Origin of the sequence: Streptomyces sp. NPDC006544 (genome assembly GCF_040611715.1) — a bacterium.
Taxonomy (GTDB): Bacteria; Actinomycetota; Actinomycetes; order Streptomycetales; family Streptomycetaceae; genus Streptomyces.
The window spans coordinates 138,668-164,309 of sequence record NZ_JBEXOV010000006.1 but is presented as its reverse complement, the minus strand read 5'-3'; the positions used below and the strand labels follow the sequence as shown (position 1 = coordinate 164,309).

Below are 25,642 nucleotides of genomic sequence, written 5' to 3'. Positions count from 1 at the left end.
ACCACTGCTCATCAGAAAGATCCCCACGCCCCACACCATGATCATCACAGCGCAAGGCGTGGACCGGAACCCCGATCTAAAACACGGCCTAGTCCTGCTCGCCCGCTTGGGATCGCCGTCGACCACCCGTGTTGATGTCAGCCGTGGATGTCAGGAGCCGGTCACCACCAGGACCACTTCTTCTTCCGAAGTTCCTGCATCTTCGCCGCGGCTTCCTTCTTCTTGCGCTGTGCCCGCGCCTTGGCTGTCCAAGCCCCCTGATGCTTGAAGCACTGGCCAGAGCCCACATCTGCCGGCCTCTTGCACCGCCCTCCAGCCTCCGTAGGAGCCCCACACCTCGGCTGAGTCACTCCCACTCCCACCCCTCCTCTGAGCCGTCGTACGGACGTCAGCCTCGTGGCGCCCGCCATACAGACCCGGAAGGCGCGAACAGGAGCGCAATGGGGCACACAGCTCCGGAGGTCCTGTGCGTGCTGACGTTTCAGCAGGTCAAGAGCCTCGAAGCGGGATGTCACGTCCCGACGGTCCACAAATGGGCCACGGCCCCTGCTGTCTGTCCTGCCGTGCGGTCGGCGACAACTACCTTGTGAGTTCGCCCCTGGGGGCGAGTACCCCCCTCATAGAGCAGCGCTGCGACCCCCTGGGCTGCCGTCGCAGCGCCCTGGCGTGCGCCGTCGTTGATGTCAGCCATGGATATCGGCGCCGGCCAGGAGATACGCCCTCGCGATCTGATTCACCAGTCACGCTGCCAGCAAAGTTGACGAAACTACGACCATCGCCCCGCATCGGGCCACAGCTCAAGAGCAATCTTTGCCATGTCGGCCTGCCGTGCACGAATACCCTGTCGATTCCACTGCCCACTCGTCGAGTCCCACAGACGCTCGGTTCCAGAGTCACTGGCGACGAGAAGCGCGGATCCTTCATACTGGTGCGACTTCTCCGGATAAGTCAGATTCACGACTCCTGGATTCCTTCTGCCACTCAGCAGGGTGAGATTGCCGAGACGGTGCACCCACGCTTCATGCTCATCCAAACGAAACTTTGGGTCAGGCTGTTGCGGGTAGATACTTTCGACATGAACCCTTCCCGAGGTCACTGGAAATAGTTCGTCAATGCCCGCCTCGGCGCGCATTTGGGTCTCAATCCTTGCGAGGATATATCGGGCCTGCGATGGCTTTGGGAGGCTAGCCTCTTCGAATGCCGACTTGAACGTATCATTGTCGGGAATCCAGCCGCATACGCGCCTCATAATCGAGGAGCAACCCGCACCTCCGGAGAACTCCTTGGCCACCCCAAAGATGTTCTCCTCCAGCACCGTTGATTCTCGCGTTCCGATTACGGTCCAGCGTACATAATAACTTAGGCACGCCTCGATTAGATCTTGCAGTTGAGTGTAGTCATTACGCTCCGAGGCAGCCAAAAGCAGGGGATGTAGCGCATCTGCACCCAACGCCTTGATATCCATCAAAGCGTTATCAAATTCCTCGACACCTGTTGAGCAGTGAATTAGATCAACGTAGCGCAAAGAGGCGCTTTCCAGCTCTGCAGCAAATGCTCTAGGAGAGTACACTTGCGGGGTCTTAGAAAACTCCCTGGTCAATTCAATTCGAATTGCAGAGTAGAGGCTGTGAGATTTAACGTCACCGTGTCGAGCGACCCAGAAGTGGCGCAGAAATCTCTCGATCTCTTCCCGCTTCTCGAAGCTATCCAGAAGCACTCTCCAGGTGTCGTTAACCCGTTGCTTGGATACCTCTTCGCGACTCTTCTCCATCAAGAAGTTACGGACGAGATCTACGGTAGAGAGGTCCTTGCCGCGCGAGTTGATTGTTTCGAAGACCTCGTTCGCGTCACTCGATGTCGGCGTCTGAATCTCAACGAACACAAGACCTTGAATCAGGCAGTCATACAAAGAGTCAAGCCAATCGAGACGGGAGTCCTCGTCCGGAAACACGGACAGCTCCCCGCTAACCTTGCTTTCAAAATTAGAGTATGCCTCCTGGATCAACTTGTGTGACGGACGCTTGCTCTCCTCCGACCCTCTAGTGCTCCCCGATGTCTCATTCCAGTCTTGAATGAAATCACGAAAAAAATCTCGATCGAACAATGAAAGCACCAGGAAGTACTCCATAGGGTCTTTCCGGCCGGCTTTCCTCGCGACGTAGTCGCGCTGCATATTGTTTGCCGTGGCGCAGGATTCCGGTGATCCCATCCTCCAGAGAATGTCACGAATTACCGAGATTAGAATCGTTGAGGTAGTCAAACGTTGCTGCCCATCAAGCAGCGATCTGCCCTTTTTGTGCTCGTCGGTAATCGTAACGATGGGGCCAATGAAGTATTCGGAGTCGGCTTCCTTTCCAGTCACCCTGGCGATCCTGAACTTCTGGATATCCGTCCAGTATGTGTCCACCTCCTTCTTGGACCATGCGTATTGGCGCTGACTGTCGTCCGGTACCGTCACCACTGGGTTATTAGCGCCAATTAGCTGGCCGAGTGTCTGGCGCGCTGCGTGCTTGATGATGGCCATGGGCACCTCCGAGGAACGTCTACAAGGGCTGGCCGATGTTACCGCGATGACGGTTCGTCACGGGTGCCACCTAAGAGACGGGTTGATGGCGCTAGCTTCGTCCACATAGCGAGACCTGCGTCGCGTTCCTCCTGCGAGGGACTGTGAGGTTCCGGTGCTACAGGCCACGATGGAGTGCTACCGTCGCAATACTTGCCCGACGCCGGTTCGAGCAGTCATGTATAAGGGAAGAAATGAGCTTTTCCAGCGAGAACACTGCGCCCCACCACTTGCACAGTCTGCTTTCTCGAGTGCAGGGCTCGGGGAAGGCCACACAGGCGGAAGGTTGGGCCTTTGCCCTTGAGGCTTCATGGGGTTCCGTAGAGTTCGCAAAGAGGCATGCCGAAGTAGCGCATCTCATGGTTGCGACAATTGAGCAGCTGAACGCCCTTCCTGAACGAGCGCGAGAGCGAACCCTCCGGTACGTCAACTCGTGGTGGAATTCCTTGGTGCAACCTCAGCTGAACTGGACCGACGCGTCGAGGCCGGCAAATAATATCATTGCGCAGGATATGCTTGATCACCTAGAGGCGGCTGCAGACCTGATCGCCGGAAACCTCGTAGGATCCATCGCCGCTCCACGTGGGGTCGATCTCGATGGAATTGCAGAGCAATGTCGAGAGTGGCTGGACCTCCTGCGCGGGATGGAAGGCAGTGAGATCTCGGGACCCGTTCGGGACGGGCTCGTCTCGCAAATTGAGCATCTGATCTGGCTGGTCGAAAATGTCGAACTTTTCGGTGGTGCCCGTGTCGCTTCCGAGGCGAGCCGCGTAATCGGCTCACTGGCTCAAGCCTCTGCCATCATAGAGAACGCAAACCCTGAAACAGTTAGCCGTTGGAAGAAAGGATGGCTGGCTCTTATCGCTGTATGCGTAGCGTTTAACGGCGGTGTGGCAGTAGTCCAGGAATCAATTGACACGGGGACCTCCATCGTGAAGGAGATCACAGGAGTGGTTCAAGACATCCAGGGTCCCTAGAGGGACGAGTGCGGCTGCTCGTCAGCCGGCCGTTCCAAGTGGCCCGAACCCCCGGGTGGGTAGAGGCTATCCGAGGCCATGGAGGAACTTTGGGCTGGATCCACCTCAGCTACTGCTCCTCCCTGGGAGCCGGCGCAACACGAGAGACCCCAGACTCTGGTCCAGGGCCTCTCAGGGCTGTGCACTTGGCAGGGCTCGATCCTTGACCTTCTGATCCCTAGCTCTAGCCAGACCAGTCAGCGACGGTCATTCCGGCCGTTTCAAGGCCTCGCCGAACCGTTGGCAGTTAGGTGCGGTTGCTGTGGGTGCGGTACGCCACTGCTGTACCGCCACCCACCAGGACCGCCGCCAACGCCATCGCGTTCACGTAGACGCCAACGATTTCAGCGGCGGCCGGCCAGAGAATCAGAACGATGACGATCACCGTGACTAACCCGTTGATCCGCCAGCGATTTGACCTTTGGCCACATAGAGCCAGACTCGACATGGAACCTCCCAAGGTTCTGGCCCACCCCCATCGTTGCGGTTGCAGCCCTAGGCGGTCGGGGTGGGCGAGCGAGCTCCCATGATGTGCCCTCCACGCACTCCGCGGGTTCCATCGCCAACTCAACGCTATTTGCATTATTCGCAATTGCACGGCATTGCTGGGTGCGCCTGAATAGGGAAGCAGGGAACCCGAATAATTACAGCAGGGGGTTTAAACCCCCTGCTTAGGGCACTAAACCCACACTCCAGGGCCACGTTCGATCAATGATGGAACTACATACTGAAATGTAATTATGCAATCCTCGCTACGCCCTCCGCCGTTGACCGGTAGCGGCCGCGCACTCTAACCTGCGCCGACCGGTCGCACAGATGGGATGCAGATCACATTCGAGTTCAGTGCCCGTCCGCTCTCCGTCCGGCGCTAGCCGCCGCGCACCCCGCTGTCATCCCGTCTGCCGTCGTCCCACACGTAGTGGTAGCGGGGCAGTCGTCAGGGGCCCAGGTGGAGCGCCCCGCTGGACGAACGACCTGGGCCCCTGACGGCTGGTCTGCTACGGCTTGCCCTGGGACGACGGCAGGCAGGATGACAGCCTCCACCCCGACCCACAACGGAGCCGCGGGCGCGCGACTGGCCCCGCATCCCAGAGTCAGAGCGCCCCCGCCGGAGGCATCGTGTTGACGGGCGGCTCACCGATCGGGCCGGGCTCATCCAGCCCATCAAGTCCTGAGCCGTTGGCGCGCGGCCGGCGTCCCGGGCTGGAGCGGGGCGCAGACAGGAGCGCAGGCCCGGGGCGACGGGCGCGCGACGCCGCCTTGGCGGCGGAAGCGCCCTTGATGAAGTAGGGAAACTCTCACCGCACCGTGAGCAGCTGGCGCCCGTCATGGCTCCGCACGTGCGGCCCGTCCCCGTCCAGGGCGTCCAGCAGTCGGATCGCGTAGACCTCGGACATCCGCTCGGACGCCTCTTCGGGCGTGAGCCACTGGACTGCCGTGGTCTCGTCGGACGTGCGCACGGCGCCCCCGGACGGCTTGCACCGGAACACCAGGGCCACGACGCCGACCACGACGTTCTTGTAACCTGCTCGCCAAGGTCGACCAGGGCGTCCCCGTGCCGACGCGGTCCGCCAAGCTCTCCGAGTGGCTGCCGTACTGGCTCGACAACATCGTGAGGCCCCACCGCAAGCGCACGACCTACACCAAGTACGAGGTGCACGTCCGGCCGTATCTGGTGCCGCTGCTCGGGTCGAAGCGGTTGGAATCCCTGAGTGTGGGGGACGTCCGGCGGGTCCTGGTCCAGCTCCGAAGAAGACCAGCGCCGCGACCGCCAAGGAGTCGCATCGGGTGCTGCGGACCGCTCTCGCGGGGGCCGTTCGGGAGGAGCTGGTCACTCGGAACGTGGTGACGCTGGTGGAGCCTCCGAAGGTCGAGGAGCGGGAGCTGTCGCCGTGGACCCTCCAGGAGACGTTGGACTTCCTCGCCGCCGGCCGCACAGACCCGCTGTTCGCCGCCTTCGTGCTGGCGATCGCACTCGGCTTCCGGCGGGGCGAGATCGTCGGCCTTCGGTGGGAGAACGTGGACCTCGACAAGCGGGAGATCCGGGTGCGGACCCAGCGGCAGCGCGTCGGCGGCGAGGCCTACGAGGACGGTCCCAAGGGCAAGCGGCGCCGGCAGACCCTCCCCCTGCCCGGGATCTGCGTCGCTCCCCTGCGGTGGCAGCGGATGAAGCAGGCTGAAGCGCGGGCCAAGGCCGGGGAGAAGTGGGAGGAGACCGGGTACGTCTTCACCACCCGGACCGGGCGGCCCATCGAGCCGCGGAACGTCTATCGGTCATTCACCCGCGTGGCCAAGGACGCAGGCCTTCGGGTGATTCGGCTGCAAGACGCGCGGCATGGGACGGCGACTCTGCTGACCGCCGCAGGCGTACCGCCCCGGGTGGTCATGGAGATCCTCGGGCACTCGCAGATCGCCGTCACCATGAACGTCTACGCGCACGTCGTCCAGGACACGCAGCGCGAGGCCATCGGGCACATGGACCGGCTGCTCAGGAGGCGGGAGACGCTCCCGATCCGCTCCCGTTGATGTCAGATGTGGATGCAAAAGGCCCCCCGCCATGACTGGCGGGGGGCCTCTTCACTGGTGGGCGCGGACGGTTTCGAACCGCCGACATCTGCTTTGTAAGAGCAGCGCTCTACCCCTGAGCTACGCACCCTTGGACGCTCGGTCCCGGCGCCACCATGCGAGTGGACAGCCTACGTGACTGATCCCCAAGGGCTCTCACCCGGGGGCTTCGAACCCGGTCCATGACCGATGTCCGGACACGCCCTGCCCGCTGCCCGAAGGCAGGACGACAGCCTACATGGACGGCGTACCCCCCACGCAAACCCGTCCCCGTGAGGGAGAATGGGCCTGGGCAGGGGCATGGCGGACGGGGTACGGGAGAAACGACTGTGACGACGGCACCCCGGCGGTGGTTCGGCGGCGGGCGGGACGAGAGTCGGCGGGCGGACGCGCAGGCGGCCAAGGACGCCGCCGCGGCGGCGTTCTACGAACTCGACACCGCGCAACGGGACCTGCAGATCTCGATCGAGACGATCGCGGCCGCGGACGGCTCGCCGGAAGCGCGGCGGGCCGGTGAGGGGTTCCGGGCGCTGGGGCAGCGGATCGACCAGGTCAGCCACGTGTACATCGAGGCCGTCGACGCCCACGACTTGGACCGGGCGGAGCTCGAGGCGTCCGCAGCGACGCGGGCCCGCGAGGAGCTGACGCGGGCCAAGGACGAGCTGGTACGGGTCAAGGCCGAGCTCGACCGTTTCGAGCAGGGACTGCGGCCGCTGCTGGACAAGGCCGAGACGCAGCTGGCCCGGGTGGCGCCCGCCCGCGAGCGGGCGAAGGCCGCGCTGCTGGCGGCGAGCACGGCGCTGGACGAGGTGCGCGGCAAGGGGATGCGCGCGGACGACCTGGCCGCCCGGCTCGCCGCGCTGGCTCCGGAGCTGACCAAGCTGAACCAGGGCGCGGCGCAGCACGGTGTGCAGGAGACCGTCCAGCGCGCCGAGCGGATCCTGCGCGACGCCGAGGGGATACGGGCCGAGGCGGCGCGGCTCCCGGAGCGGGCGGCGGAGATCGACCGGCGGCTGGTGAGCCTGCGGACCCGGGCGCAGGCGCTGCGCAACCGCGCGGACCGGGTGGATCCGGTCCTCAGCGAGCTGCGCCGGCGTTTCAGCGCGGCGTGCTGGCAGGACCTCCAGCACGTTCCCGAGCAGGCGGTACGGGACGTGGCGCGGGCCGAGGAGCGGCTCGTGGAGGCCGGTCGGGCACGCGACGAGCAGCGATGGGCCGATGTGGCGGCGCTGGTGGAAGCGGTGCGCACGGCGCTGGACTCGACCGACGAGGCGGTGTCGGCGGCGCAGGACCGGCTGACGCGGCTGGAGGCGGTGGCCCGGGATCCGCAGGGAGAGGTGCAGCGGACGCGGTTCGCGATCCGGGACGCGCAGCGCCTGGTGATGGAGGGGCGCACGGTGCCCGAGCCGCGGCACGCGCGCCCGCTGGACGAGGCGGTGGCCCGGGTCGACCGGGCGCTGGCGGCTCTGGAGGACCGCCATCCCGACTATTGGGCCTTCCTCCAGGAAATGGAGGCGGTGCGGTCGGCCGTGCACCAGGTGGTGGCGGACATCCGGACCGAACGCGGGCACGGCTGAGGTTCGAGGGGCACGGGCTGAGGCAGAGGCCCGAACGCGGGCACGGGCGGGAACACCGAACGGCTCCGGAGGCGCCTGCCGGGGCCGTCTCCGCCCGCCGGGGCCGTCTCCGCCCGCCGGGGCCAAAAAACTCCGCGGGCCGCCCCCGCGAAGCGCGCCCGCACGCCGCCCCGAATGTCCGGGGTTGTCCCCACGTACGCAACGGCGGATGCTGGTGGTTCCGGGAACGGAGCAGAGGAGGGCGGTATGGCTGCCCACATTTTCCACAGGTCTCCTGCAGGACGCGTAGCCCCGGCACCGCCTGCACCACCCCATGAGCCCTACGGTGCCCACGCTCTCTACGGGTGTCACGAGCCCCATGAGTCCTACGCGCCGTACGTCGCGCACGAGCCCTATCCGACCCACGCGCCTCCGGACTCCCCCGGGCTGCTGCGGCGCGTCATGCGTCCCGTCAATGCCCAGCTCGACGACCATCTGCCCGCCGATCACAAGCTCAGCCAGGTCTACCGGATCGGCGCCGGGCTGACCGGGCTGCTGCTCGTCGCCTTCGGGATCCTGGGGCTCATCGACCGGATCGGGTTCTTCGACACCGGCGGGGACACCGTGCTCGCCCTGAACACCAACGGCGCGCTGAGCATCCTGTCGATCTGCATCGGCGGGCTGCTGTTCTTCGGGATGGTGATCGGGGGCAGCACCGCCTCGACGCTCAACATCGTCGTGGGCCTGCTGTTCATCGCCAGTGGGTTCGTGAACCTCGCACTGCTCGATACGGGGCTGAACTTCCTGGCCTTCCGCATTCAGAACGTGCTGTTCAGCTTCGTGGTCGGCGTGATGCTGATGTGGTTCGGGATGTACGGGCGGGTGGGCAGCGCCCTGCCGCACGACAACCCGTACTGGCGGGCCCGCCACCCCGAGCAAGCGGCTCGGGAGCAGCGGACGCGTGCCACCGCGAGGTCGGTCGGCCCGGCGGGCCGACCGGTCTAGAACGGGTCCAGGACCTGCGCCTCCCGGTACCCGGCAGGGGGATTCCGCATCGCGACCCGCACTGCGTAGCCTGTCCGCATGCCTCGTTACGAATACCGCTGCCGGACCTGCGAAGACACCTTCGAGGTCAGCCGGCCCATGGCCGAGTCCTCCGCGCCCGCCGACTGCCCGGCGGGGCACGCCGACACCGTCAAGCTGCTCTCCGCCGTCGCCGTGGGCGGCAGCAGCAGCGCCGCCGCCGCGGCCCCCGCGGCCCCGATGGGCGGCGGAGGCTGCTGCGGAGGCGGCGGCTGCGGATAGAGCCGCCGGGACGCACCTCCCGCCGCGCCCCCTTGCTCCCGCACGTTCCCGCCCACTACCGCTTGCGCGACAGGGTCAGGCCGTCCGAGATGCCCAGCATCACGGACTCCATGCGGGCGTCCGCCGCGACGTGTTCGTTGTAGGCGCGGACGCCCGCCGCCGAGCCCGTCGCCGACTCGTCGAGCACCGTGCCGTGGTACAGCGTGTTGTCCGTGACGATCAGGCCGCCCGGCACCAGCCTCGGCACGAGCTCCTCCCAGTAGGAGATCTGGCTCTCCTTGTCGGCGTCCACGTACGCCATGTCGATGTGCGGCTCGGCCGGCATCGCGCGGAGTGTCTGGAGCGCGGGCGCGATCCGCAGTTCGATGCGGTCCGCGACGCCGGCCTTCGTCCAGGCCTCCCGTGCGTACGCCGTCCACTCCTCCGAGACGTCGCACGTGATGAGCCGGCCGTCCGCCGGCAGCGCCTGCGCCATCGACAGGGAGGAGAAGCCGGTGAAGGTACCGACCTCCACGACGTGCCGGGCGCCGGTCAGCCGGACCAGGAAGGCCAGCAGCGGCCCCTGCTCCTCCGCCGACTGCATCCCGGCCGATTCCGGGAACACTTCGTACGTGGTCGCCACCAGGCCCCGCTGGACCTCGTCCAGCGGGGGGTTGTGCGCGAGCACGTACCGGTAGAGCTCGTCCGTGATCTTGGTGCTGTTGCCCTTGGTCATGCGTCCAGTGTGCCGAGTCGCGCCGCTTCGCGGGTGAACGCGCGCACGATCTCCTCACCGGCCAGCACGCCCGCCAGACCCAGCGCCGTCACGTGCGGCGCCGTCCACCCGGCGTCGGCCAGTTCGCCGTGGCCCGGCCGCCAGCCGGCGTCCGCCGCGAGCAGCAGGTCCGCGTCCAGCAGCGAGTCCCCGGCCGCCAGCGTGGTCGTGGCCCCGGTACGCCGGGCCACCTCGCCCATCGCCGCGCTCTTGGTCAGCGGGCGCGGGACGGCGTAGATCTTCCGTCCCTGGAGGGAGACCGTCCAGCCGCGGGCCTCGGCCCATTCCGCCAGCGCCTTGATCCAATCGGCGGGGACCAGATCCCGCTCCACCACGAGGTAGGCGAACAGCTCCTCCGCCACCCGCGCCTTGCGCAGCCACTGCGGGTCCGCCGTCGCCAGCAGGTGCCCGTGCACCTCCTCCAGGGTGGCGCACTCGCGCTCCAGGCGCGCCGCGACCTGCCGCCGCCAGTCCCGGTCCGGGACCCCGTCGACCAGCAGCTGGCCGCCGTTGGCGCAGATCGCGTACTTCGCCGGCCGTCCGGGGAAGCGGATCCGCTGGTACTGCTTGCGCGTACGGGTCGTGGTCGGGACGAGGACGACGCCCGGGTCCGCCGACAGTTCCGCCAGCAGTCCCGCCGCCGTCTCCGTCATGAACGACAGCGGCCTGCTCTCGTGGACCTCGACGCACAGCAGCCGCGGGGCCACCGGGTCGGGCATGGTCAGACCGAGCGCGGCCGTCGAGTAGATGAGGGTGCGGTCGAGGTCACTGGCTACGAGAACGGTCACTTGGCGGACACAGCCTTTCCGTCGGCGCCCGTGGCGCCGCGCGTGAAGCGGGGGTGAATGAGTCCCACGCAGGTGTAGGGCAGCCCGTCGACCTCTTCCACCGGCACCCCGCGCTGCTCCGCGAGGAGTCGTACGTGGTCCAGGTCGGCCCCGGCGCCGCGCTGCGCGAGGATCTTCCACGGCACCCGGCGCAGCAGCACGCGCGTGGTCTCGCCGACGCCCGGCTTGACGAGGTTCACGTCGTGGATGCCGTACTCCTCGCTGATCCGCTCCACGGCCGCCCAGCCCACCCAGGTCGGCGTGCGGTCGGCGGCGAGGAGCTCCTTGACCTCGGCGTCCACGGCCTCGGCCACCTCCTCGAAGTGGGCTGCGACCGTGTCGACGAACGCGACGGAGACGTCGGCTGCGGCGAGCTCCCGGTAGAACTTCGCGCCGTGGAAATCGGCGGGCCCGACCAGGTCGGACCTCAGAACCGTACGCGAGACGAGGCCCGAGACGGTGGAATTGAGACAGGCGGAGGGAATCAGGAAGTCCTCGCGCGTGCCGTACGTCTCCACGCACGAGCCGGGGTCGGCGAGGACCACGATCTCGGGGTTGAACCCCTCGAACTCGCCCAGGGCCTCGCGCAGCTCCCGTGTGATCGCGCCCTTGCCGGTCCAGCCGTCGACGAAGACGATGTCGGCCGGATCGTGGTGGGCGGCCAGCCAGCGCAGCGCGTTGGCGTCGATGCCGCGGCCGCGCACGATGGAGACGGCGTAGTGCGGCAGGTCCAGGCCGTGCCGTGCCCGCGCCCAGCGCCGCATCAGGACGCCGACGGGGGTGCCCGCGCGGGCCAGGGAGACGAGGACCGGCGACGGGGACCGTTCGGCGAGCACCGTCTCGGTGACCGTGCCGACCGCGCGGGCCATGCGGGCGGCGGAGGCGGTCAGCGCGCTCTGGTAGAGCTCCTGGTACTGCGGGGACGGCTGGTACTCGACCGGCAGGGACTCGGCGTAGTGCGCGCCCCCCGCCTGTATCGCCTCTTCGCGCTCCTCGGTCGGGGCCTCCAGCTCGACGTCGGAGAAGTCCTGGAGCAGCCAGCCGACGTCCTCGGCGGCGTACGAGGAGAAGGCGGGCCCGCGCAGCGGTTCGCGCCGGGGCTCGGTCATGATCGGCTCCTGCCGGTCGGAGGCAACGTCAGGGGTGTACGACGGGATGACCGCGAGCAGGACCCGGCCGGTGTGCGGGGCGAGGGCCGCGAGGAGTCCGGTGCGCAGCTGCGGGGTGTCGCCCGCCGAGTCGACGACGGCGACCACGGCGTCGAAGCCGGCTCCGGCCACGTTGTAGGCGTACCGTTCCCCGGGGCCGTCCGCGGGGTCGTCGTGGGCGGGGAAGACCAGGCGGGTGCGGATCGCGTAGCCGGGGTCGTCGACGGCGAGGACCGGCGAGCGGGTGGTCGTGGAGAAGCGGACCTCGGCCGCCGCGCCGGACTCCTCCAGGGCCTTCGCGAGGCGCAGCGGGGCGTACATCAGCTCCTCGTTGCCGAGGACGAGGACCCGTGCGGGGTCGTCGCCGAGCGCGGCCCCGAGCCGGTCCGCCATCGCGGGCAGTGCCGCGTCCAGCGCCGCGCGGTGCGCGGGCGAGAAGCCGTGGCGTCCGCCGTCGGGTATCGCGGCGGGCCAGTCCAGCGCCACGCGGGTGACCTGCGGGCCATCCGCGGGGGCCGGGGAGGTGGCGCCCGCGCCGCGCCGGGCCGCGTCGTCCTCGTACCGCTCGACCAGCGCCTGTCCCTTGGCCAGGACTCCTTCGGGGAGGCGGACCGTGCCCGAGGCGAGGGAGATCAGGTCGACGCGCGCGCCCAGCTCGGCGGTGAAGGCGGTGAGGCGGGCGCGGTCGGCCGGGGAGCGCATGTCGACGAGGGCGACGACGACGTAGTGCCCGCGGGGGTGGCGGGCGTGCAGGTCGCGGATGGTGTTCAGGACGGTGTTGCCGGTGGAGAACTCGTCGTCGACGAGGACCAGCGGGCCGGAGCCCGCGAGCAGCTTCGGGTCCTCGGGCAGCAGCAGGTGCGAGGTGGCGTGCGAATGGGCCTCCTCGAAGCCGCCCGCGGGCTCCACGCCCGGCACGGGACGGCGGGTGGAGTGCAGGTAGGGGGCGCCGGCGAGGCCGTCGGCGACGCAGTGGCCGAGGCCGGTCGCCGTCTCGGCGTAGCCGAGGACCACCGCCGCGGCCGCCCCGTCCTCGCCCAGCAGCTCCCGGACCCGCTCGCCGAGCCCGTACCCGGCGGCGTACACGGTCGCCGGGGACTGCGGGACGTGCTTGCCCAGCACCTGCGAGACCAGCAGGTGGGCCCGCTTGGGGTTGCGGCGCAGGGCGAGGCCGAGGAGTTCCCGCAGCCGCGGGCCGCCGCCGTCGGCCGCCGTGGCGCCACCGTCGGTCGCCGTGGCGCCGCCTTCGGTTGCCGTGGCGCCGCCTTCGGCCGTCATGGCAGCGCCGTCGGCGGTCGCCGGACCGCCGGGACGCGCCGTCGCGGGGCCTGCGGCTTCCTCCAGGCCGACGCCCAGCCGGTCCGCGACCCACGTTCCCGACCACACCGATTCGATCTTCTTGCCCTTCCTCGCGGTCAACGGCCCGCTCACACCTGGAGACCGGCCGTGAGGAGGTCGACGAAGCCGACCTCCTCCTTCGCCACACCGAAGACCTCGGCGCGCAGCATGGTGCGCTCGGCCCAGGCCCGGTGGGGCTTCACCTCGTTCATCTTGTTCGTGTAGGCGGAACGCATCACGCCGCCGCCGTCCCGCTCGGGGCGCAGGATGTCCTGCGCGTCGCTGAACTCCTCGTGGGAGACCACCGACAGCGCGTGGACGGGCGTGACGTGGGCGGGGTGGATGCAGGTCTTGCCCAGCAGCCCGTTGGCGCGGTCGAGCTCGATCTCGCGCAGCAGCCCGTCCAGGTCGTGCTCGATCAGCGCGGTGCGCAGCTCCTCCACGCCCTCCTCCAGGAAGGGGCTGCGGCGCAGCTGCGGTTTGAAGAGGCGCTGCTGGCTGCGGAAGTACTCCCACACCGGTCCGGTGACCGTGAAGCCGGTGCCGTCGGCGCGGCTGAGCACGTTGACGACGTCGGCGATCACTCCGGCGACGATCTGCACGTCGTAGGCGGTCATGTCGGGCGTACGGCGCAGTCCGTACGCGGAGCAGAAGTCGGTGACTCCGAGCCGCAGCGCCAGGACGCGCTCGCGGTACTTGTTCACGGTACGGGAGATTCCGGCGAGGGCCTCGACGCGGGTCTCCAGGTGCAGGAGCTCCGGGGTCTCCAGTACGGGCATCGCGTACAGCCGGGGCCGTCCGCTCTCCGCTTCCGCCTGGGCCACCGCGTCGAGGAAGGCCACGCCGCGGTTTTCGGTGAACTTCGGGAGTACGAATCCGGCCAGTCGCGTGGCCGAGCCGCCGAGGCGGCGCACGATGTCGGGAATCTGCTCTGGCGTGCGGACCCGGATGAAGAGCAGCGGGAGCTCCGCGGGGTCCTCGTCGAGGGCGGCGAACTGCCGGACGAGGTTCTCCTCGCCCCCGGCGACGTCGGCGTCGCTGATGGAATCCTCCAGGCAGAGGACCATGGAGACGACTCCCCGGCCGGCCTGCTTGCGGATGTCACGCGCGAGCTGGGGGCGGGTGGCGGGGCTGTAGAGCGTGGCCCCCAGAGAGGCGGCGAGCGTCCGTGCGGGGGAGGCGGCGGTGAACTCGGCCGGCTCCTGGTGGAAGAGGTCCTTGCGGACAGTGGGCGATATGTGCCCGAAATGACGCATGTGCTTCCCCCGTACTGCCTCGGCGGCCCAACTGGCGTGGCCGGTAATAGTACGTACGAATGAGATTCAAAACTTCCCTGCGCACATGAAGTTCAGGTAACCGTCCTGGTCAGACAAGTGAAGCGGGTCCTTGATCCGCCGAGGGTTCTCGCCGTCGCCCGGGGCAGTCCGGGGCGCCGCAGGCTCTCGTACCCGTCACGCACCCTCTTGCACCATGCCCAGGACTCGTGGTCGGGACAAGGTGTGGGGCCGGCTCTTTCCCCGGGGACGCACCAGGGGCGCCTCGGGGGCGCCTCGGGGACGCTCGGGGAGGCGTCGGGGGCGCTCCCGGCGCACTTAGGGGGCGCTTTGGGGGCGCGTGGAAGGCGCTCCAGGGGCGCACGATGCGCCGGATCAAGGGGGCGCGATGCGGCGCATCAGGGCCGAAGGGGACGGCTACGGGGGGCCGCATTGTCCCGGTCGGGCCCGGGAGGGCAGGATGACCGGCATGACGCACGCGATGCAGAAGGGCTCGAACATCCCGGTGGCCGCCGCGGCGGTACGGGCGGTGCTGCGCTGGACCGGTGGGCCCGATGTTCCCGACGTGGACGCCTCGGCGCTGCTCGTGGGCTCGGACGGGCGGGTGCGCTCGGACGAGGACTTCGTCTTCTACAACCAGCCCCGGCACCCCTCGGGGGCCGTCTGGCGGCTCGGCAAGAAGCAGCTCGGCGACGGGGTCACCGACGCGGTCCAGGCGGACCTGCGGGCCGTGACGCCCGCCGTGGACCGGATCCTGGTCGTCGCCTCCGCCGAGGACGTGCCCTTCCAGCGGGTCCACGACCTGCGCATCCTGCTCTACGACGCCACCGCGGCCGGCGGCGGCGAACCCCTGGCCTTCTTCGACGTGCGGCCCGAGACCGGCGCCGAGACGGCGCTGATCTGCGGCGAGCTGTACCGGCGGGGCGACGGGTGGAAGTTCCGCGCGCTCGGCGAGGGGTACTCCAACGGCCTCGTCGGACTCGCCACCGACCACGGGATCTCCGTGGACGAGAGCGCCCCGGAGGCCCCGGCACCCTCGCATCCGGCACCGGCCGCCCCGGTGCCCCCGACGCCGCACACCCAGGCCCCGCCGGCCGAGGAGCCCGCGTACGGATACCCGCAGCCGGTGTCCCCGGCCCCGGTGCCCGCGCCGGTCCCGGCCCCGGGCGGGGACCCGGCCTTCCGGCTGCCGGTGCAGGGCCCCCAGTTCGTCCGCCGCTGAGCACCCCCGCGCGGACCGGGCGCCGGGGCGCGCTCAGGCCTTCGTCTTGTAGCCCCGGCCCCACTGGAGTCCCCACCCGTACAGCCGGTCGAGTTCGGCCTGGAACCCGTAGACGAACTTGACCTCGCGCCGCACGATCAGCTCGCCCTTGACGTTCTCCAGGGAGACCACCGCGCAGGAGCGCGCGTGCGGGTGGCGCTCCTCCAGCGGGATCTCGATGCGCGGCCCGGTGATCGGGAAGAGGGTCACCAGGGCGTGCGTCCGGTCGAACGCCGGGGTCTGGTCGTAGATGTAGACGAAGACCAGCAGCCTCTTGATGTCCTCGGCATGGTCGAGATTGACGAAGATCGTCTCACCGGAGGGCGCCCCGAACCGGTCGTCGCCGCTGAGCTTGACGTACGGCGGGCTGTTGATGTCCCCGTGGAAGTTGCCCAGCGGCTGGACGACGCCCCGGGTGCCGTCGGTCAGTTCGTAGAGGCAGCCGATGTCGAGGTCGACGTTGACCATGCCCTGGGTGTGCGCCTGCACCATGTCCGGTTTGAACAGCTTGAACGGGTGGCGGAAGAGCTGCCCGCTCTGGCCGGCGGCGCGACCGCCGATGTCCGAGGTGCGCATGCGCCAGGAGAGGTTGACGCGCAGATTGCCGTGCACCGCCCCCTGTTTCGTGAGCGACACCGTCGGATGGCGTTTCGTCAGCTCGATCGCGTTCGACGAGGCGTTGCCCGACTGGAAGTGCACGGCGCGGCTGCCCCTGATGCCGTCGAAGAATCCCATCCCCACAACCCCCCTGATCCCCTGGTTGCCTGCCTGCCTGCGTACGCGTGCGGGGCGGCCCGGCGGGTCCGTGGACCCCCTGGACCGCCCCGCACTTGAGCGTTCCGCATTACCGCCGTGATCATGCCTCGGCGGTGGAACCCTCCAGTTCCAGGCGCTTGTTGCGGCGCACCGAGGACCAGAAGGACCACGCGATCAGCACGACGCCGACGAGGCCGGTGATGATCTCGTTGATCTCGTGCTGGATGGTGACGAGCAGGATGACGGCGAGCGCGCCGATGGCGTAGTGCGCGCCGTGCTCCAGGTAGACGTAGTCGTCGAGGGTGCCCTGGCGGACCAGGTAGACCGTCAGCGACCGGACGTACATGGCGCCGATGCCGAGGCCCAGCGCCATGAGGACGATGTCGTTGGTGATGGCGAAGGCGCCGATGACCCCGTCGAACGAGAAGGAGGCGTCGAGGACTTCGAGGTAGAGGAACATGAAGAACGCGGCCTTGCCGGCCATGGCGACGGCCGAGACCGCGCTGCCGGACTTCTTGGCCGCTTCCTCCGCCTCGTGCTCGGCCTCTTCCTCTTCCTCGAGCTTGTTCTCGAAGTAGCCGGAGAGACCGCCGACGATCATGTAGGTGATCAGGCCGAGGATGCCGGAGACCAGGACGGTCTGCGCCTTGTCGACTTCGAGGCCGCCGTGCTGGTGGGCGTGGGTCGCGAAGGTCATCGAGGTGATGACCAGGACGATCAGCGCGATGCACGCCGACAGCATGTCGATCTTGCCGAGCTTGGCGAGCGGGCGCTCGAGCCAGGCGAGCCACTTGATGTCACGGTCCTCGAAAATGAAATCGAGGAAGATCATCAGCAGGAACATGCCGCCGAAGGCCGCGATGGACGGGTGAGCGTCCGTGACCAGCTGCTCGTACATGTCCTTGTCGTTCATGGCGAGGTCGACGGCCTCTATGGGCCCGATCTTGGCGCTGATCGCGACGATGAGGACGGGGAAGACCAGTCGCATGCCGAAGACCGCGATGAGTACGCCGACCGTGAGGAAGATCTTCTGCCAGAAGGCATTCATCTTCTTCAGGATTCCTGCGTTGACCACCGCGTTGTCGAAGGACAGCGAGATCTCGAGGACCGACAGGATCGCCACGATCCCGAAGGCCTCCCACCCCCCGTAGAGCACCGCAGCGGCCAGTCCGAGCGCAGTGATTGCGAACGACCAGCCGAAGGTTTTCAGAACCACTGGCATCCCATCGTCTTGTACGGCTTTACGAAACGTTGACCCCGAAGTCTAGAGCGATGCCCCGGAGCCCCGACGCGTACCCCTGCCCCACGGCGCGGAACTTCCATTCCCCGCCGTACCGGTAGACCTCTCCGAAGATCATCGCGGTCTCGCTGGAGGCGTCCTCGGTGAGGTCGTAGCGCGCCAGTTCCTGGCCGTCCGCCTCGTTCACCACGCGGATGAAGGCGTTGCTGACCTGGCCGAAGCTCTGCCGGCGGGCCTCCGCCTCGTGGATCGAGACGGGAAAGACGATCTTGTCCACGCCGGCCGGGACCTTGGTGAGGTCGATGATGATCGACTCGTCGTCACCGTCACCCTCGCCGGTGAGGTTGTCCCCCGTGTGTTCGACGGAGCCCTCGGGGCTCGTCAGGTTGTTGTAGAAGACGAAGTACTCGTCCCCGAGCACTCGGCCGTTGGCGCACAGCAGCGCGCTGGCGTCGAGGTCGAAGTCCGCGCCCGTGGTCGAGCGCGCGTCCCAGCCGAGGCCGATCAGAACCCGGGTGAGGTTCGGTGCGGCCTTGGACAGGGAGACGTTGCCCCCCTTGGCGAGTGTGACGCCCATCTTGTGGTCCTCCCCGGACGACGGTGTGGCGGTATGACGGTACGGCGGTGCGAGGGTCCGGCGATACGGCGGGGTACGGCCGGGGTCCCGGCCCTAAAGCCGGTCCGGCGCCGCGCACACGGGGTGCACGGCGCCGGACGGGTGAACTGGCTGGTCCGACGGATCGGCCGGCGCGTCTGCTCAGACGTTGACGCCGAAGTCCTGCGCGATGCCGCGCAGGCCCGAGGCGTATCCCTGACCGATGGCGCGGAACTTCCACTCGGCGCCGTTGCGGTAGAGCTCGCCGAAGACCATGGCGGTCTCCGTCGAGGCGTCCTCGGAGAGGTCGTAGCGGGCGAGCTCGGTGTTGTCGGCCTGGTTCACGACGCGGATGTACGCGTTGCGGACCTGGCCGAAGCTCTGCTGGCGGCTCTCGGCCTCGTAGATCGAGACCGGGAAGACGATCTTGGACACGTCGGCCGGGACGCCCGCGAGGTTGACCTTGATGGCCTCGTCGTCGCCTTCGCCCTCACCGGTGGTGTTGTCGCCGGTGTGCTCGACCGAGCCGTCCGGGCTCTTCAGGTTGTTGAAGAACACGAAGTTCGCGTCGCTGGCGACCTTGCCCTGGTCGTTGGTCAGGATCGCGCTGGCGTCGAGGTCGAAATCGACACCGGTGGTGGTGCGAGCGTCCCAGCCCAGACCGACGATGACCGCCGTCAGGTTCGGCGCGGCCTTGGTCAGCGAGACGTTGCCGCCCTTGCTGAGGCTGACTCCCACGGGTCCTCCATAAGGTTTTGTGTGGGGCGGTGCCCCGTCGTGCGATTTCTCAGGATCAACGTGTCGATCCTAGTGACGGGTTCCCGCCTGTACGGGGTTATTCGGACGAGCGCGCCGACGAGCCCGCGCCTCGCGCTCAGAGACTGTCGAGCGCCTTGATGTACTCGTTCAGGTCACGCGCGTCGGGCAGTCCGTTGACGACGCTCCAGCGCACGATGCCGTCCCGGTCGATCACGAAGGTGCCGCGGACCGCGCAGCCCTTCTCCTCGTCGAAGACCTCGTAGGCGCGGGAGGTCTCCCCGTGCGGCCAGAAGTCCGACAGCAGCGGGTACTCGAGGCCCTCCTGCTCGCCGAAGACGCGCAGGGTGGGCACGGAGTCGTTGGAGACGGCGAGGAGCTGCACGTCGTCGTTCTGGAACCGGGGCAGCTGGTCGCGCAGCTCGCACAGCTCCCCGGTGCAGACGCCGGTGAAGGCGAACGGGTAGAAGAGCAGCACGACGGCCTTCTCCCCCCGGAAGTCGGAGAGCCGCACGGTGGCACCGTGGTTGTCCTTGAGCTCGAAGTCCGGGGCCTTGCTGCCGACCTCGATCGCCATCTGTCGCATCCCTTCGTTCCTTCATCCTGCGTTGGGCCGTTCGGGTGGCCAGCCTATGCCTCGGCGCCGGTCCGCCGCCGAACGCACACACCCCGCCGACCGGGACGAATTCCGGTAGGCGGGGTGCGTGGGTCCGCTCGGGACTGCGGGGGCGCGGCTCAGCGCTTGGACTTGGCCGTCTTCGGGGTCGCCAGCTTGGTGGCGGTCCACTCCTTGCCAACGGGGAGTCCCTTGGCCAGAGAGAGGCCTGCGGTCTCGGCGGCCTCGCTGATGTCGCTGGCCTCGACGAAACCGTCCTTGCCGGTCTTGGGAGTCACCAGCAGGATCAGTGCGCCGTCCTCGACCAGCTCGGTCGCGTCGACCAGGGCGTCCGTCAGGTCGCCGTCGTCCTCCCGGAACCACAGCAGTACCGCGTCTGCGACATCGTCGTAGTCCTCGTCGACGAGTTCGGTGACGTGACCCTCTACGGCATCACGGAATTCCTGATCGACATCGTCGTCGTAGCCGATCTCCTGGACCACCTGTTCGGACTGGAAACCCAGCCTGGCGGCCAGGTTCTCCGCGTGGTCCGCGGTCGCGCTCACGGGGTGCCTCCTGCTCATGTTCGGTGAATGTCTTCGGCAGCGCGCGTACGCGCAGCATTGGGCGTAGTCCACACGGGCGCGGCGGATCGCGCAAGTACCCGGCCGCCGAGACCGTCGAAACGGTGACGATTGCGGCCGTCTCGCCGCAACTTTCAGCCCCTGTGTATGTACCTCTCGTGATTCATCCCACACCATTCCACCTCATTCGGCATCGCCTCGGGACTTTCCTACCTGTTTGAGGGACGAACGGCCTTGCGAAGCGTTGATCGACTGGGGCGTAGGGTTGCGGTTTGGCCGATCTCCGTCATCACCGCGCGCCGTCCCACCGGCTCCAGGGATTACCGAGTGGTAAAGGTGACGATTTCCGCCGAGCGTAAGACCATGGGAGGCGGCGAGACCCCAGGCACGACTCCCCCGACAGCGAAGGAACAGCGTGGCTTCCGCATCCGATCGCAATCCGATCATCATTGGCGGCCTGCCGAGCCAGGTCCCGGACTTCGATCCGGAAGAGACGCAGGAGTGGCTCGACTCCCTTGACGCCGCCGTCGACGAGCGGGGCCGTGAGCGCGCCCGCTACCTGATGCTGCGCCTGATCGAGCGCGCCCGCGAGAAGCGCGTGGCCGTGCCCGAGATGCGCTCCACCGACTACGTCAACACCATCGCCACCAAGGACGAGCCCTTCTTCCCCGGCAACGAGGAGATCGAGCGCAAGGTCCTCAACGCCACCCGTTGGAACGCGGCCGTCATGGTCTCCCGCGCCCAGCGTCCCGGGATCGGCGTCGGCGGCCACATCGCCACGTTCGCCTCCTCCGCCTCCCTCTACGACGTGGGCTTCAACCACTTCTTCCGGGGCAAGGACGAGGGCGACGGCGGCGACCAGATCTTCTTCCAGGGCCACGCCTCCCCCGGCATCTACGCCCGCGCCTACCTCCTGGACCGGCTCTCCGAGCAGCAGCTCGACGCGTTCCGCCAGGAGAAGTCCAAGGCCCCGTACGGCCTGTCCAGCTACCCGCACCCGCGGCTGATGCCGGACTTCTGGGAGTTCCCGACCGTCTCGATGGGCCTCGGCCCCCTCGGCGCGATCTACCAGGCCCGGATGAACCGGTACATGGAGGCGCGCGGGATCGCGGACACTTCCAAGTCCCACGTTTGGGCGTACCTCGGCGACGGCGAGATGGACGAGCCGGAGTCGCTCGGCCAGCTGTCCATCGCGGCCCGCGAGGGCCTGGACAACCTGACCTTCGTCGTCAACTGCAACCTGCAGCGCCTCGACGGCCCGGTACGCGGCAACGGCAAGATCATGCAGGAGCTGGAATCGCAGTTCCGAGGCGCCGGCTGGAACGTCATCAAGCTGATCTGGGACCGCTCCTGGGACCCGCTGCTGGCCCAGGACCGCGACGGCATCCTGGTCAACAAGCTGAACTCGACCCCCGACGGGCAGTTCCAGACGTACGCCACCGAGTCCGGCGCGTACATCCGCGACCACTTCTTCGGCGGCGACCAGCGGCTGCGCGCGATGGTCGAGAACATGTCCGACCAGCAGATCCAGCACCTGGGCCGCGGCGGTCACGACCACAAGAAGGTCTACGCGGCGTACGCGGCGGCCAAGGCCCACAAGGGCCAGCCGACGGTGATCCTGGCGCAGACGGTCAAGGGCTGGACCCTGGGCCCGAACTTCGAGGGCCGCAACGCGACCCACCAGATGAAGAAGCTGACGGCCGACGACCTCAAGCGCTTCCGCGACCGGCTGCACATCCCGCTCACGGACGCCCAGCTGGAGGGCGGCGCCCCGCCGTACTACCACCCGGGCCGCAACTCCCCCGAGATCCAGTACATGCACGACCGCCGCAGTGCGCTGGGCGGCTACGTGCCGACCCGCGTGGTGCGCGCGAAGCCGCTGCAGCTGCCGGGCGACGCGACGTACGCGGCCGCCAAGAAGGGCTCGGGTCAGCAGTCGATCGCCACGACGATGGCCTTCGTCCGCATCCTGAAGGACCTCATGCGGGACAAGGAGATCGGCCGCCGCTTCGTGCTGATCGCGCCCGACGAGTACCGCACCTTCGGCATGGACGCGTTCTTCCCGAGCGCCAAGATCTACAACCCGCTGGGACAGCAGTACGAGTCGGTCGACCGCGACCTGCTGCTCGCGTACAAGGAGTCCCCGACCGGCCAGATGCTGCACGACGGCATCTCGGAGGCGGGCTGCACGGCCTCGCTGATCGCCGCCGGTTCGGCGTACGCCACGCACGGCGAGCCGCTGATCCCGGTCTACGTCTTCTACTCGATGTTCGGTTTCCAGCGTACGGGTGACCAGTTCTGGCAGATGGCCGACCAGCTGGCGCGCGGTTTCGTCCTCGGCGCGACCGCCGGCCGGACCACCCTGACGGGTGAGGGCCTGCAGCACGCGGACGGTCACTCCCAGCTGCTGGCGTCCACCAACCCGGGCTGCGTGGCCTACGACCCGGCGTACGGGTACGAGATCGCGCACATCGTCAAGGACGGCCTGCGGCGCATGTACGGCCCGGACGCCGAGGACGTCTTCTACTACCTGACGGTCTACAACGAGCCGATCCAGCATCCCGCCGAGCCGGCGGACGTGGACGTGGACGGCATCCTCAAGGGCATCCACCGGGTCTCGGCCGGCGCCATCGGCAGCATCGGGGCGCAGATCATGGCCTCCGGCGTGGCGGTTCCGTGGGCGCTGGAGGCGCAGCGGATCCTGGCCGCCGAGTGGAACGTCCGGGCGGACGTCTGGTCGGCGACCTCCTGGAACGAGCTGCGCCGCGAGGCCGTCGACGTGGAGCGGCACAACCTGCTGCACCCGGAGGAGGAGCAGCGCGTCCCGTACGTGACGCGCAAGCTGTCCGGCGCCGAGGGTCCGTTCGTGGCGGTCTCGGACTGGATGCGGGCGGTCCCCGACCAGATCTCGCGCTGGGTTCCCGGCCCGTACACCTCGCTGGGCGCGGACGGCTTCGGCTTCGCGGACACGCGCGGCGCGGCCCGCCGGTTCTTCCACATCGACCCGCAGTCGGTGGTCCTCGCGGTGCTGACCGAGCTGGCCAAGGAGGGCAAGATCGACCGTTCGGTGCTGAAGCAGGCCGTCGACCGGTACCAGCTGCTGGACGTCGCGGCGGCGGACCCGGGCCCGGCGGGCGGCGACGCCTGAGCGACACTCCCGTGAGGGGCGCCGGGGACCCTCGGGTCCCCGGCGCCCCTTACGCGTTCCTTACTATGCCCCCATGAAGGAACACTCCCGCCAGACGCGGTGGGAGCGCCGGACGCAGACGCCTCTGCTGGTGCTCGCCCTCGGATTCGCCGTCGCCTACGCCGTGCCCATCGTCGCCCCCGACGCGAGCGCGGGGGTGCACCGCGCCTGCACGCACGCCGAGTGGGTGGTGTGGGGGGCCTTCGCCGTCGACTACCTGATGCGGCTGGGCCTGTCCCGGTCGAAGAGGGCGTTCGTCCGGACGCACTGGCTGGACCTGGCGGCGGTCCTGCTGCCGATGATCCAGCCGCTCCGGCTGCTGCGCGTGGTCTCCACCCTGATGCTGGTGGGCCGGCGGGCCCGGATGGCCCCGCAGATCCGGCTGACCACCTATGTCGCGGGCGCGGTGGTCGGGCTGCTGATGTTCGGCTCGCTCGCCGTGCTGAGCGTGGAGCGGGACGCGCCCGACGGCAACATCAAGAACCTCGGGGACGCCCTGTGGTGGTCGGTGACGACGATGACGACGGTCGGGTACGGGGACCACTCCCCGACGACCGGGCTCGGCCGGCTGCTGGCGGTGGGGCTGATGCTGTCGGGCATCGCGCTGCTGGGTGTGGTGACCGCCAACATCGCGGCCTGGTTCATCTCCCGCTTCGAGCGCGACGACCAGGTGGAGCGCGCCCAGACGGCCGCGATCAGCGAGCTGGCCGCCGAGGTACGGGCGCTGCGCGCCGAGGTGGCCCGCCTCGGCGGAGCGGAGGCCGCCGGACCCGAGGCGGCTCCGGCGGCCGGGGCCCTCAGCGCTCCCACACCTTGAACGCCCGCACCTGATAGGGCGATTGCGGCAGCCACACCCCGTCTCCCGGATAGGTCTGGAACTCTCCGGTCTCGGCGCACTCGGCCGACTGGTAGGTGGTGACCGGGCGCCCGGTGCGGTTGGCGACCGACTGGGCCGTGGTCCCCGCGGGGAGGGCGGTGCAGCTGTTGATGTCGAGGGTGCTGAGCTCGTGCGTCCTGCGGGTCCCCTTGAACTCGGGCTTCGCCCACAGGCACAACTGCCCGGTGGCGCAGGCCCCCAGCGGCGGCGGCCCCGAGGCGTGGCCACCGCCCCGGCCCGCGGCGTGGGCGGAACCGGCGGTTCCCGGGAACAGCAGGGTGGCGGCGAGGACGGCGGCCGAGACGGCGGCGCGCCCGGGGCGGATGGTGTTCCACGTACGCATGACGGGTCAACTCCTCGTGGACGAAAGGGCCCCGGACCGTTTCCGGAGCTCCCTCGACACCACGCTGACCTGCGGGGACGGGCGGGCGGAAGGGGCCTGGGGCGGGTCCACCCGGATAGGCGACAGCCCCGCCGGAACCGTCCGGCGGGGCTGTCGGAGCCTGCGGGTTGACGCGTGCGCGGCGGTGCCGGGCGGGCGTGGCGCCCGCGCCCCCGAGGGCGGGGGCGGTGCTCACCGCGACACGAACGTGTCGTGCGAGGCGCCCGTGAGCACCTCCGGACCGTGTCGCCAGGTCCGTCACGGGTAGCCTTACGCCCACTCCGCCGACGGACGAGGAGCCCGACCGCCCGTGATGACCGACCGCCCGTGATGACCGACCGACGGCCCGCGCCGTCCGCACCGGCGGCCGGACTGCGGGAGCGCAAGAAGCGCCGGACCCGCGACGCGCTGCTGCGCGCCGCCCTCCTCCTCTTCGTCGCACAGGGGTACGAGGAGACCACCGTCGACGAGATCACCGACGCCGTGGACGTCTCGCAGCGCACCTTCTTCCGGTACTTCGCCAACAAGGAAGAGGTCGCGTTCGCCGTCCAGGACCTGGTCGAATCGCACTTCGTCTCCGCGCTGAGCCTGCGGCCGGGCGCCGAGGGCCCCCTCGAGGCGATGCGCGCGGCGGTGCTCGACGCGTGGGACACCGTCGACGAGGCCATCTCCGAGGTGGTCCCGGTCGACCTCTACATGCGCAGCTACCGGCTCATCGAGTCCACCCCGGCCCTGCTCGCCGTGCACCTGCGCCGCTCCACCGACCTGGAGGAGCGGATCGCCCGGCTGGTCGCCGAGCGCGAGGGCCTGGACGTGGACGTGGATCCGCGGCCCCGGGTGGCGGTCGCCGCCTTCTCGGGTGTGATGAGGGTCACCGGACGGCTCTGGGGGCAGGGCGAAGACACCAGCGTGGCCGCCATCCGGCGGATGACCGAGGCCTACCTCGACCAGATCGGCCCCGCGCTGGCCGCCGACTGGGGCCCCGTCCGGCGGTGACTCCGGTCACCCGGCACGCCGGCGCCCGCGCCGGTCTCATAGGCTGGACTCAGTGAACCTGCCCGGC

General features: G+C 68.7%; 22 protein-coding genes, 1 tRNA gene and 2 pseudogenes. 10 read left to right on the top strand and 15 right to left on the bottom strand.

Features of this window, described 5'->3' with window-relative positions:
* A partial coding sequence (locus ABZY44_RS05180; RefSeq protein ID WP_356650212.1) for a hypothetical protein occupies positions 1–268 on the top strand: 268 nt, incomplete at its 5' end.
* Positions 269–766: 498 nt separating this feature from the next.
* Here the strand turns inward: ABZY44_RS05180 and ABZY44_RS05175 are convergent.
* On the bottom strand, positions 767–2,524 hold the full coding sequence (locus ABZY44_RS05175; RefSeq protein WP_356650211.1) for a DUF262 domain-containing protein: 1,758 nt from the start codon (positions 2,522–2,524) through the stop codon (positions 767–769).
* Positions 2,525–2,757: 233 nt separating this feature from the next.
* Here ABZY44_RS05175 and ABZY44_RS05170 point away from each other — a divergent pair, with 233 nt between their 5' ends.
* The gene (locus tag ABZY44_RS05170) at positions 2,758–3,540 is read left to right on the top strand and encodes a hypothetical protein (protein ID WP_356650210.1); all 783 of its coding nucleotides are present in this window, start codon (positions 2,758–2,760) and stop codon (positions 3,538–3,540) included.
* Between the two features lie 286 nt (positions 3,541–3,826).
* On the opposite strand, the gene ABZY44_RS05165 is transcribed toward ABZY44_RS05170, so the two are convergent.
* Positions 3,827–3,964 carry a hypothetical protein gene (locus ABZY44_RS05165; RefSeq protein ID WP_356650209.1) on the bottom strand — a complete coding sequence of 46 codons (138 nt, stop codon included), beginning with the start codon at positions 3,962–3,964 and terminating at the stop codon, positions 3,827–3,829.
* Positions 3,965–4,877: 913 nt separating this feature from the next.
* A pseudogene (locus ABZY44_RS05160) lies at positions 4,878–5,084 on the bottom strand (NUDIX hydrolase); the annotation flags it as partial.
* A gap of 20 nt (positions 5,085–5,104) precedes the next feature.
* Between ABZY44_RS05160 and ABZY44_RS05155 the strand changes: the two are divergent.
* Positions 5,105–6,105, top strand: a pseudogene (locus ABZY44_RS05155) (tyrosine-type recombinase/integrase); the annotation flags it as partial.
* 55 nt (positions 6,106–6,160) lie between these two features.
* Here ABZY44_RS05155 and ABZY44_RS05150 read toward each other — a convergent pair.
* Positions 6,161–6,235: transfer RNA gene (locus ABZY44_RS05150), tRNA-Val, on the bottom strand.
* 238 nt (positions 6,236–6,473) lie between these two features.
* Here ABZY44_RS05150 and ABZY44_RS05145 point away from each other — a divergent pair.
* The 3 genes from ABZY44_RS05145 (at position 6,474) to ABZY44_RS05135 (ending at position 9,005) form a co-directional block, all read left to right on the top strand.
* Positions 6,474–7,721 (top strand): hypothetical protein, encoded by a 1,248-nt coding sequence (locus tag ABZY44_RS05145; RefSeq protein WP_356650208.1) that lies wholly within the window; start codon positions 6,474–6,476, stop codon positions 7,719–7,721.
* Positions 7,722–8,162: 441 nt separating this feature from the next.
* Complete coding sequence (locus ABZY44_RS05140) at positions 8,163–8,705, top strand: DUF4383 domain-containing protein (protein WP_356650207.1); 543 nt, start codon at positions 8,163–8,165, stop codon at positions 8,703–8,705.
* Between the two features lie 78 nt (positions 8,706–8,783).
* Positions 8,784–9,005 carry a zinc ribbon domain-containing protein gene (locus ABZY44_RS05135; protein WP_356650206.1) on the top strand — a complete coding sequence of 74 codons (222 nt, stop codon included), beginning with the start codon at positions 8,784–8,786 and terminating at the stop codon, positions 9,003–9,005.
* Positions 9,006–9,060: 55 nt separating this feature from the next.
* Here ABZY44_RS05135 and ABZY44_RS05130 read toward each other — a convergent pair whose 3' ends face one another.
* The 4 genes from ABZY44_RS05130 to ABZY44_RS05115 are packed head-to-tail and all read right to left on the bottom strand — an operon-like array spanning position 9,061 to position 14,328.
* The gene (locus ABZY44_RS05130; RefSeq protein WP_356650205.1) at positions 9,061–9,720 is read right to left on the bottom strand and encodes an O-methyltransferase; all 660 of its coding nucleotides are present in this window, start codon (positions 9,718–9,720) and stop codon (positions 9,061–9,063) included.
* Positions 9,717–10,547 (bottom strand): HAD family hydrolase, encoded by an 831-nt coding sequence (locus tag ABZY44_RS05125; RefSeq protein WP_356650204.1) that lies wholly within the window; start codon positions 10,545–10,547, stop codon positions 9,717–9,719. The genes ABZY44_RS05130 and ABZY44_RS05125 overlap by 4 nt, the downstream gene beginning before the upstream one ends.
* Positions 10,544–13,153, bottom strand: coding sequence for a phosphoribosyltransferase (locus ABZY44_RS05120; protein ID WP_356650203.1), 2,610 nt, complete (start codon positions 13,151–13,153; stop codon positions 10,544–10,546). Before ABZY44_RS05120 ends, ABZY44_RS05125 begins: the two co-directional genes overlap by 4 nt.
* 8 nt (positions 13,154–13,161) lie before the next feature.
* The gene (locus ABZY44_RS05115; RefSeq protein ID WP_356650201.1) at positions 13,162–14,328 is read right to left on the bottom strand and encodes an HpcH/HpaI aldolase/citrate lyase family protein; all 1,167 of its coding nucleotides are present in this window, start codon (positions 14,326–14,328) and stop codon (positions 13,162–13,164) included.
* Positions 14,329–14,815: 487 nt separating this feature from the next.
* Here ABZY44_RS05115 and ABZY44_RS05110 point away from each other — a divergent pair, with 487 nt between their 5' ends.
* Positions 14,816–15,568, top strand: a complete 753-nt coding sequence (locus ABZY44_RS05110) for a TerD family protein (RefSeq protein WP_356650223.1) — start codon at positions 14,816–14,818, stop codon at positions 15,566–15,568.
* 33 nt (positions 15,569–15,601) lie between these two features.
* Here ABZY44_RS05110 and ABZY44_RS05105 read toward each other — a convergent pair whose 3' ends face one another.
* From ABZY44_RS05105 to ABZY44_RS05080, 6 genes are all read right to left on the bottom strand, one after another.
* The gene (locus ABZY44_RS05105; protein ID WP_356650200.1) at positions 15,602–16,342 is read right to left on the bottom strand and encodes a Tellurium resistance; all 741 of its coding nucleotides are present in this window, start codon (positions 16,340–16,342) and stop codon (positions 15,602–15,604) included.
* A 121-nt stretch (positions 16,343–16,463) separates the two neighbouring features.
* Positions 16,464–17,579 (bottom strand): DUF475 domain-containing protein, encoded by a 1,116-nt coding sequence (locus ABZY44_RS05100; RefSeq protein WP_356650222.1) that lies wholly within the window; start codon positions 17,577–17,579, stop codon positions 16,464–16,466.
* Positions 17,580–17,604: 25 nt separating this feature from the next.
* Complete coding sequence (locus ABZY44_RS05095) at positions 17,605–18,180, bottom strand: TerD family protein (RefSeq protein ID WP_356650199.1); 576 nt, start codon at positions 18,178–18,180, stop codon at positions 17,605–17,607.
* A gap of 180 nt (positions 18,181–18,360) precedes the next feature.
* Positions 18,361–18,936, bottom strand: coding sequence for a TerD family protein (locus tag ABZY44_RS05090; protein ID WP_031150730.1), 576 nt, complete (start codon positions 18,934–18,936; stop codon positions 18,361–18,363).
* Positions 18,937–19,072: 136 nt separating this feature from the next.
* A complete protein-coding gene (locus ABZY44_RS05085) occupies positions 19,073–19,531 on the bottom strand; it encodes a peroxiredoxin (RefSeq protein WP_356650221.1) in 459 nt (152 codons plus the stop codon).
* Positions 19,532–19,689: 158 nt separating this feature from the next.
* On the bottom strand, positions 19,690–20,115 hold the full coding sequence (locus tag ABZY44_RS05080; RefSeq protein WP_214957128.1) for a DUF3052 domain-containing protein: 426 nt from the start codon (positions 20,113–20,115) through the stop codon (positions 19,690–19,692).
* 433 nt (positions 20,116–20,548) lie between these two features.
* Between ABZY44_RS05080 and aceE the strand changes: the two genes are divergently transcribed.
* The gene (gene aceE / locus ABZY44_RS05075; protein WP_356650198.1) at positions 20,549–23,281 is read left to right on the top strand and encodes a pyruvate dehydrogenase (acetyl-transferring), homodimeric type; all 2,733 of its coding nucleotides are present in this window, start codon (positions 20,549–20,551) and stop codon (positions 23,279–23,281) included.
* A gap of 73 nt (positions 23,282–23,354) precedes the next feature.
* Positions 23,355–24,137 carry a potassium channel family protein gene (locus ABZY44_RS05070; RefSeq protein WP_356650197.1) on the top strand — a complete coding sequence of 261 codons (783 nt, stop codon included), beginning with the start codon at positions 23,355–23,357 and terminating at the stop codon, positions 24,135–24,137.
* On the opposite strand, the gene ABZY44_RS05065 is transcribed toward ABZY44_RS05070, so the two are convergent.
* Positions 24,118–24,540 carry a peptidase inhibitor family I36 protein gene (locus ABZY44_RS05065; protein ID WP_356650196.1) on the bottom strand — a complete coding sequence of 141 codons (423 nt, stop codon included), beginning with the start codon at positions 24,538–24,540 and terminating at the stop codon, positions 24,118–24,120. The two genes, ABZY44_RS05070 and ABZY44_RS05065, sit on opposite strands and share 20 nt — an antisense overlap.
* A 369-nt stretch (positions 24,541–24,909) precedes the next feature.
* Between ABZY44_RS05065 and ABZY44_RS05060 the strand changes: the two genes are divergently transcribed.
* The gene (locus tag ABZY44_RS05060) at positions 24,910–25,575 is read left to right on the top strand and encodes a TetR family transcriptional regulator (RefSeq protein WP_356650220.1); all 666 of its coding nucleotides are present in this window, start codon (positions 24,910–24,912) and stop codon (positions 25,573–25,575) included.
* The last annotated feature ends 67 nt before the right edge of the window (positions 25,576–25,642 follow it).

Coding starts and splice junctions, on each gene's coding strand:
- ABZY44_RS05175 (WP_356650211.1), bottom strand. CDS start 2,524: ATGGCCATCATCAAGCACGCAGCGCGCCAGACACTCGGCCAGCTAATT.
- ABZY44_RS05170 (WP_356650210.1), top strand. CDS start 2,758: ATGAGCTTTTCCAGCGAGAACACTGCGCCCCACCACTTGCACAGTCTG.
- ABZY44_RS05140 (WP_356650207.1), top strand. CDS start 8,163: ATGCGTCCCGTCAATGCCCAGCTCGACGACCATCTGCCCGCCGATCAC.
- ABZY44_RS05135 (WP_356650206.1), top strand. CDS start 8,784: ATGCCTCGTTACGAATACCGCTGCCGGACCTGCGAAGACACCTTCGAG.
- ABZY44_RS05130 (WP_356650205.1), bottom strand. CDS start 9,720: ATGACCAAGGGCAACAGCACCAAGATCACGGACGAGCTCTACCGGTAC.
- ABZY44_RS05115 (WP_356650201.1), bottom strand. CDS start 14,328: ATGCGTCATTTCGGGCACATATCGCCCACTGTCCGCAAGGACCTCTTC.
- ABZY44_RS05110 (WP_356650223.1), top strand. CDS start 14,816: ATGACGCACGCGATGCAGAAGGGCTCGAACATCCCGGTGGCCGCCGCG.
- ABZY44_RS05105 (WP_356650200.1), bottom strand. CDS start 16,342: ATGGGATTCTTCGACGGCATCAGGGGCAGCCGCGCCGTGCACTTCCAG.
- ABZY44_RS05095 (WP_356650199.1), bottom strand. CDS start 18,180: ATGGGCGTCACACTCGCCAAGGGGGGCAACGTCTCCCTGTCCAAGGCC.
- ABZY44_RS05085 (WP_356650221.1), bottom strand. CDS start 19,531: ATGGCGATCGAGGTCGGCAGCAAGGCCCCGGACTTCGAGCTCAAGGAC.
- ABZY44_RS05070 (WP_356650197.1), top strand. CDS start 23,355: ATGAAGGAACACTCCCGCCAGACGCGGTGGGAGCGCCGGACGCAGACG.
- ABZY44_RS05065 (WP_356650196.1), bottom strand. CDS start 24,540: ATGCGTACGTGGAACACCATCCGCCCCGGGCGCGCCGCCGTCTCGGCC.
- ABZY44_RS05060 (WP_356650220.1), top strand. CDS start 24,910: ATGACCGACCGACGGCCCGCGCCGTCCGCACCGGCGGCCGGACTGCGG.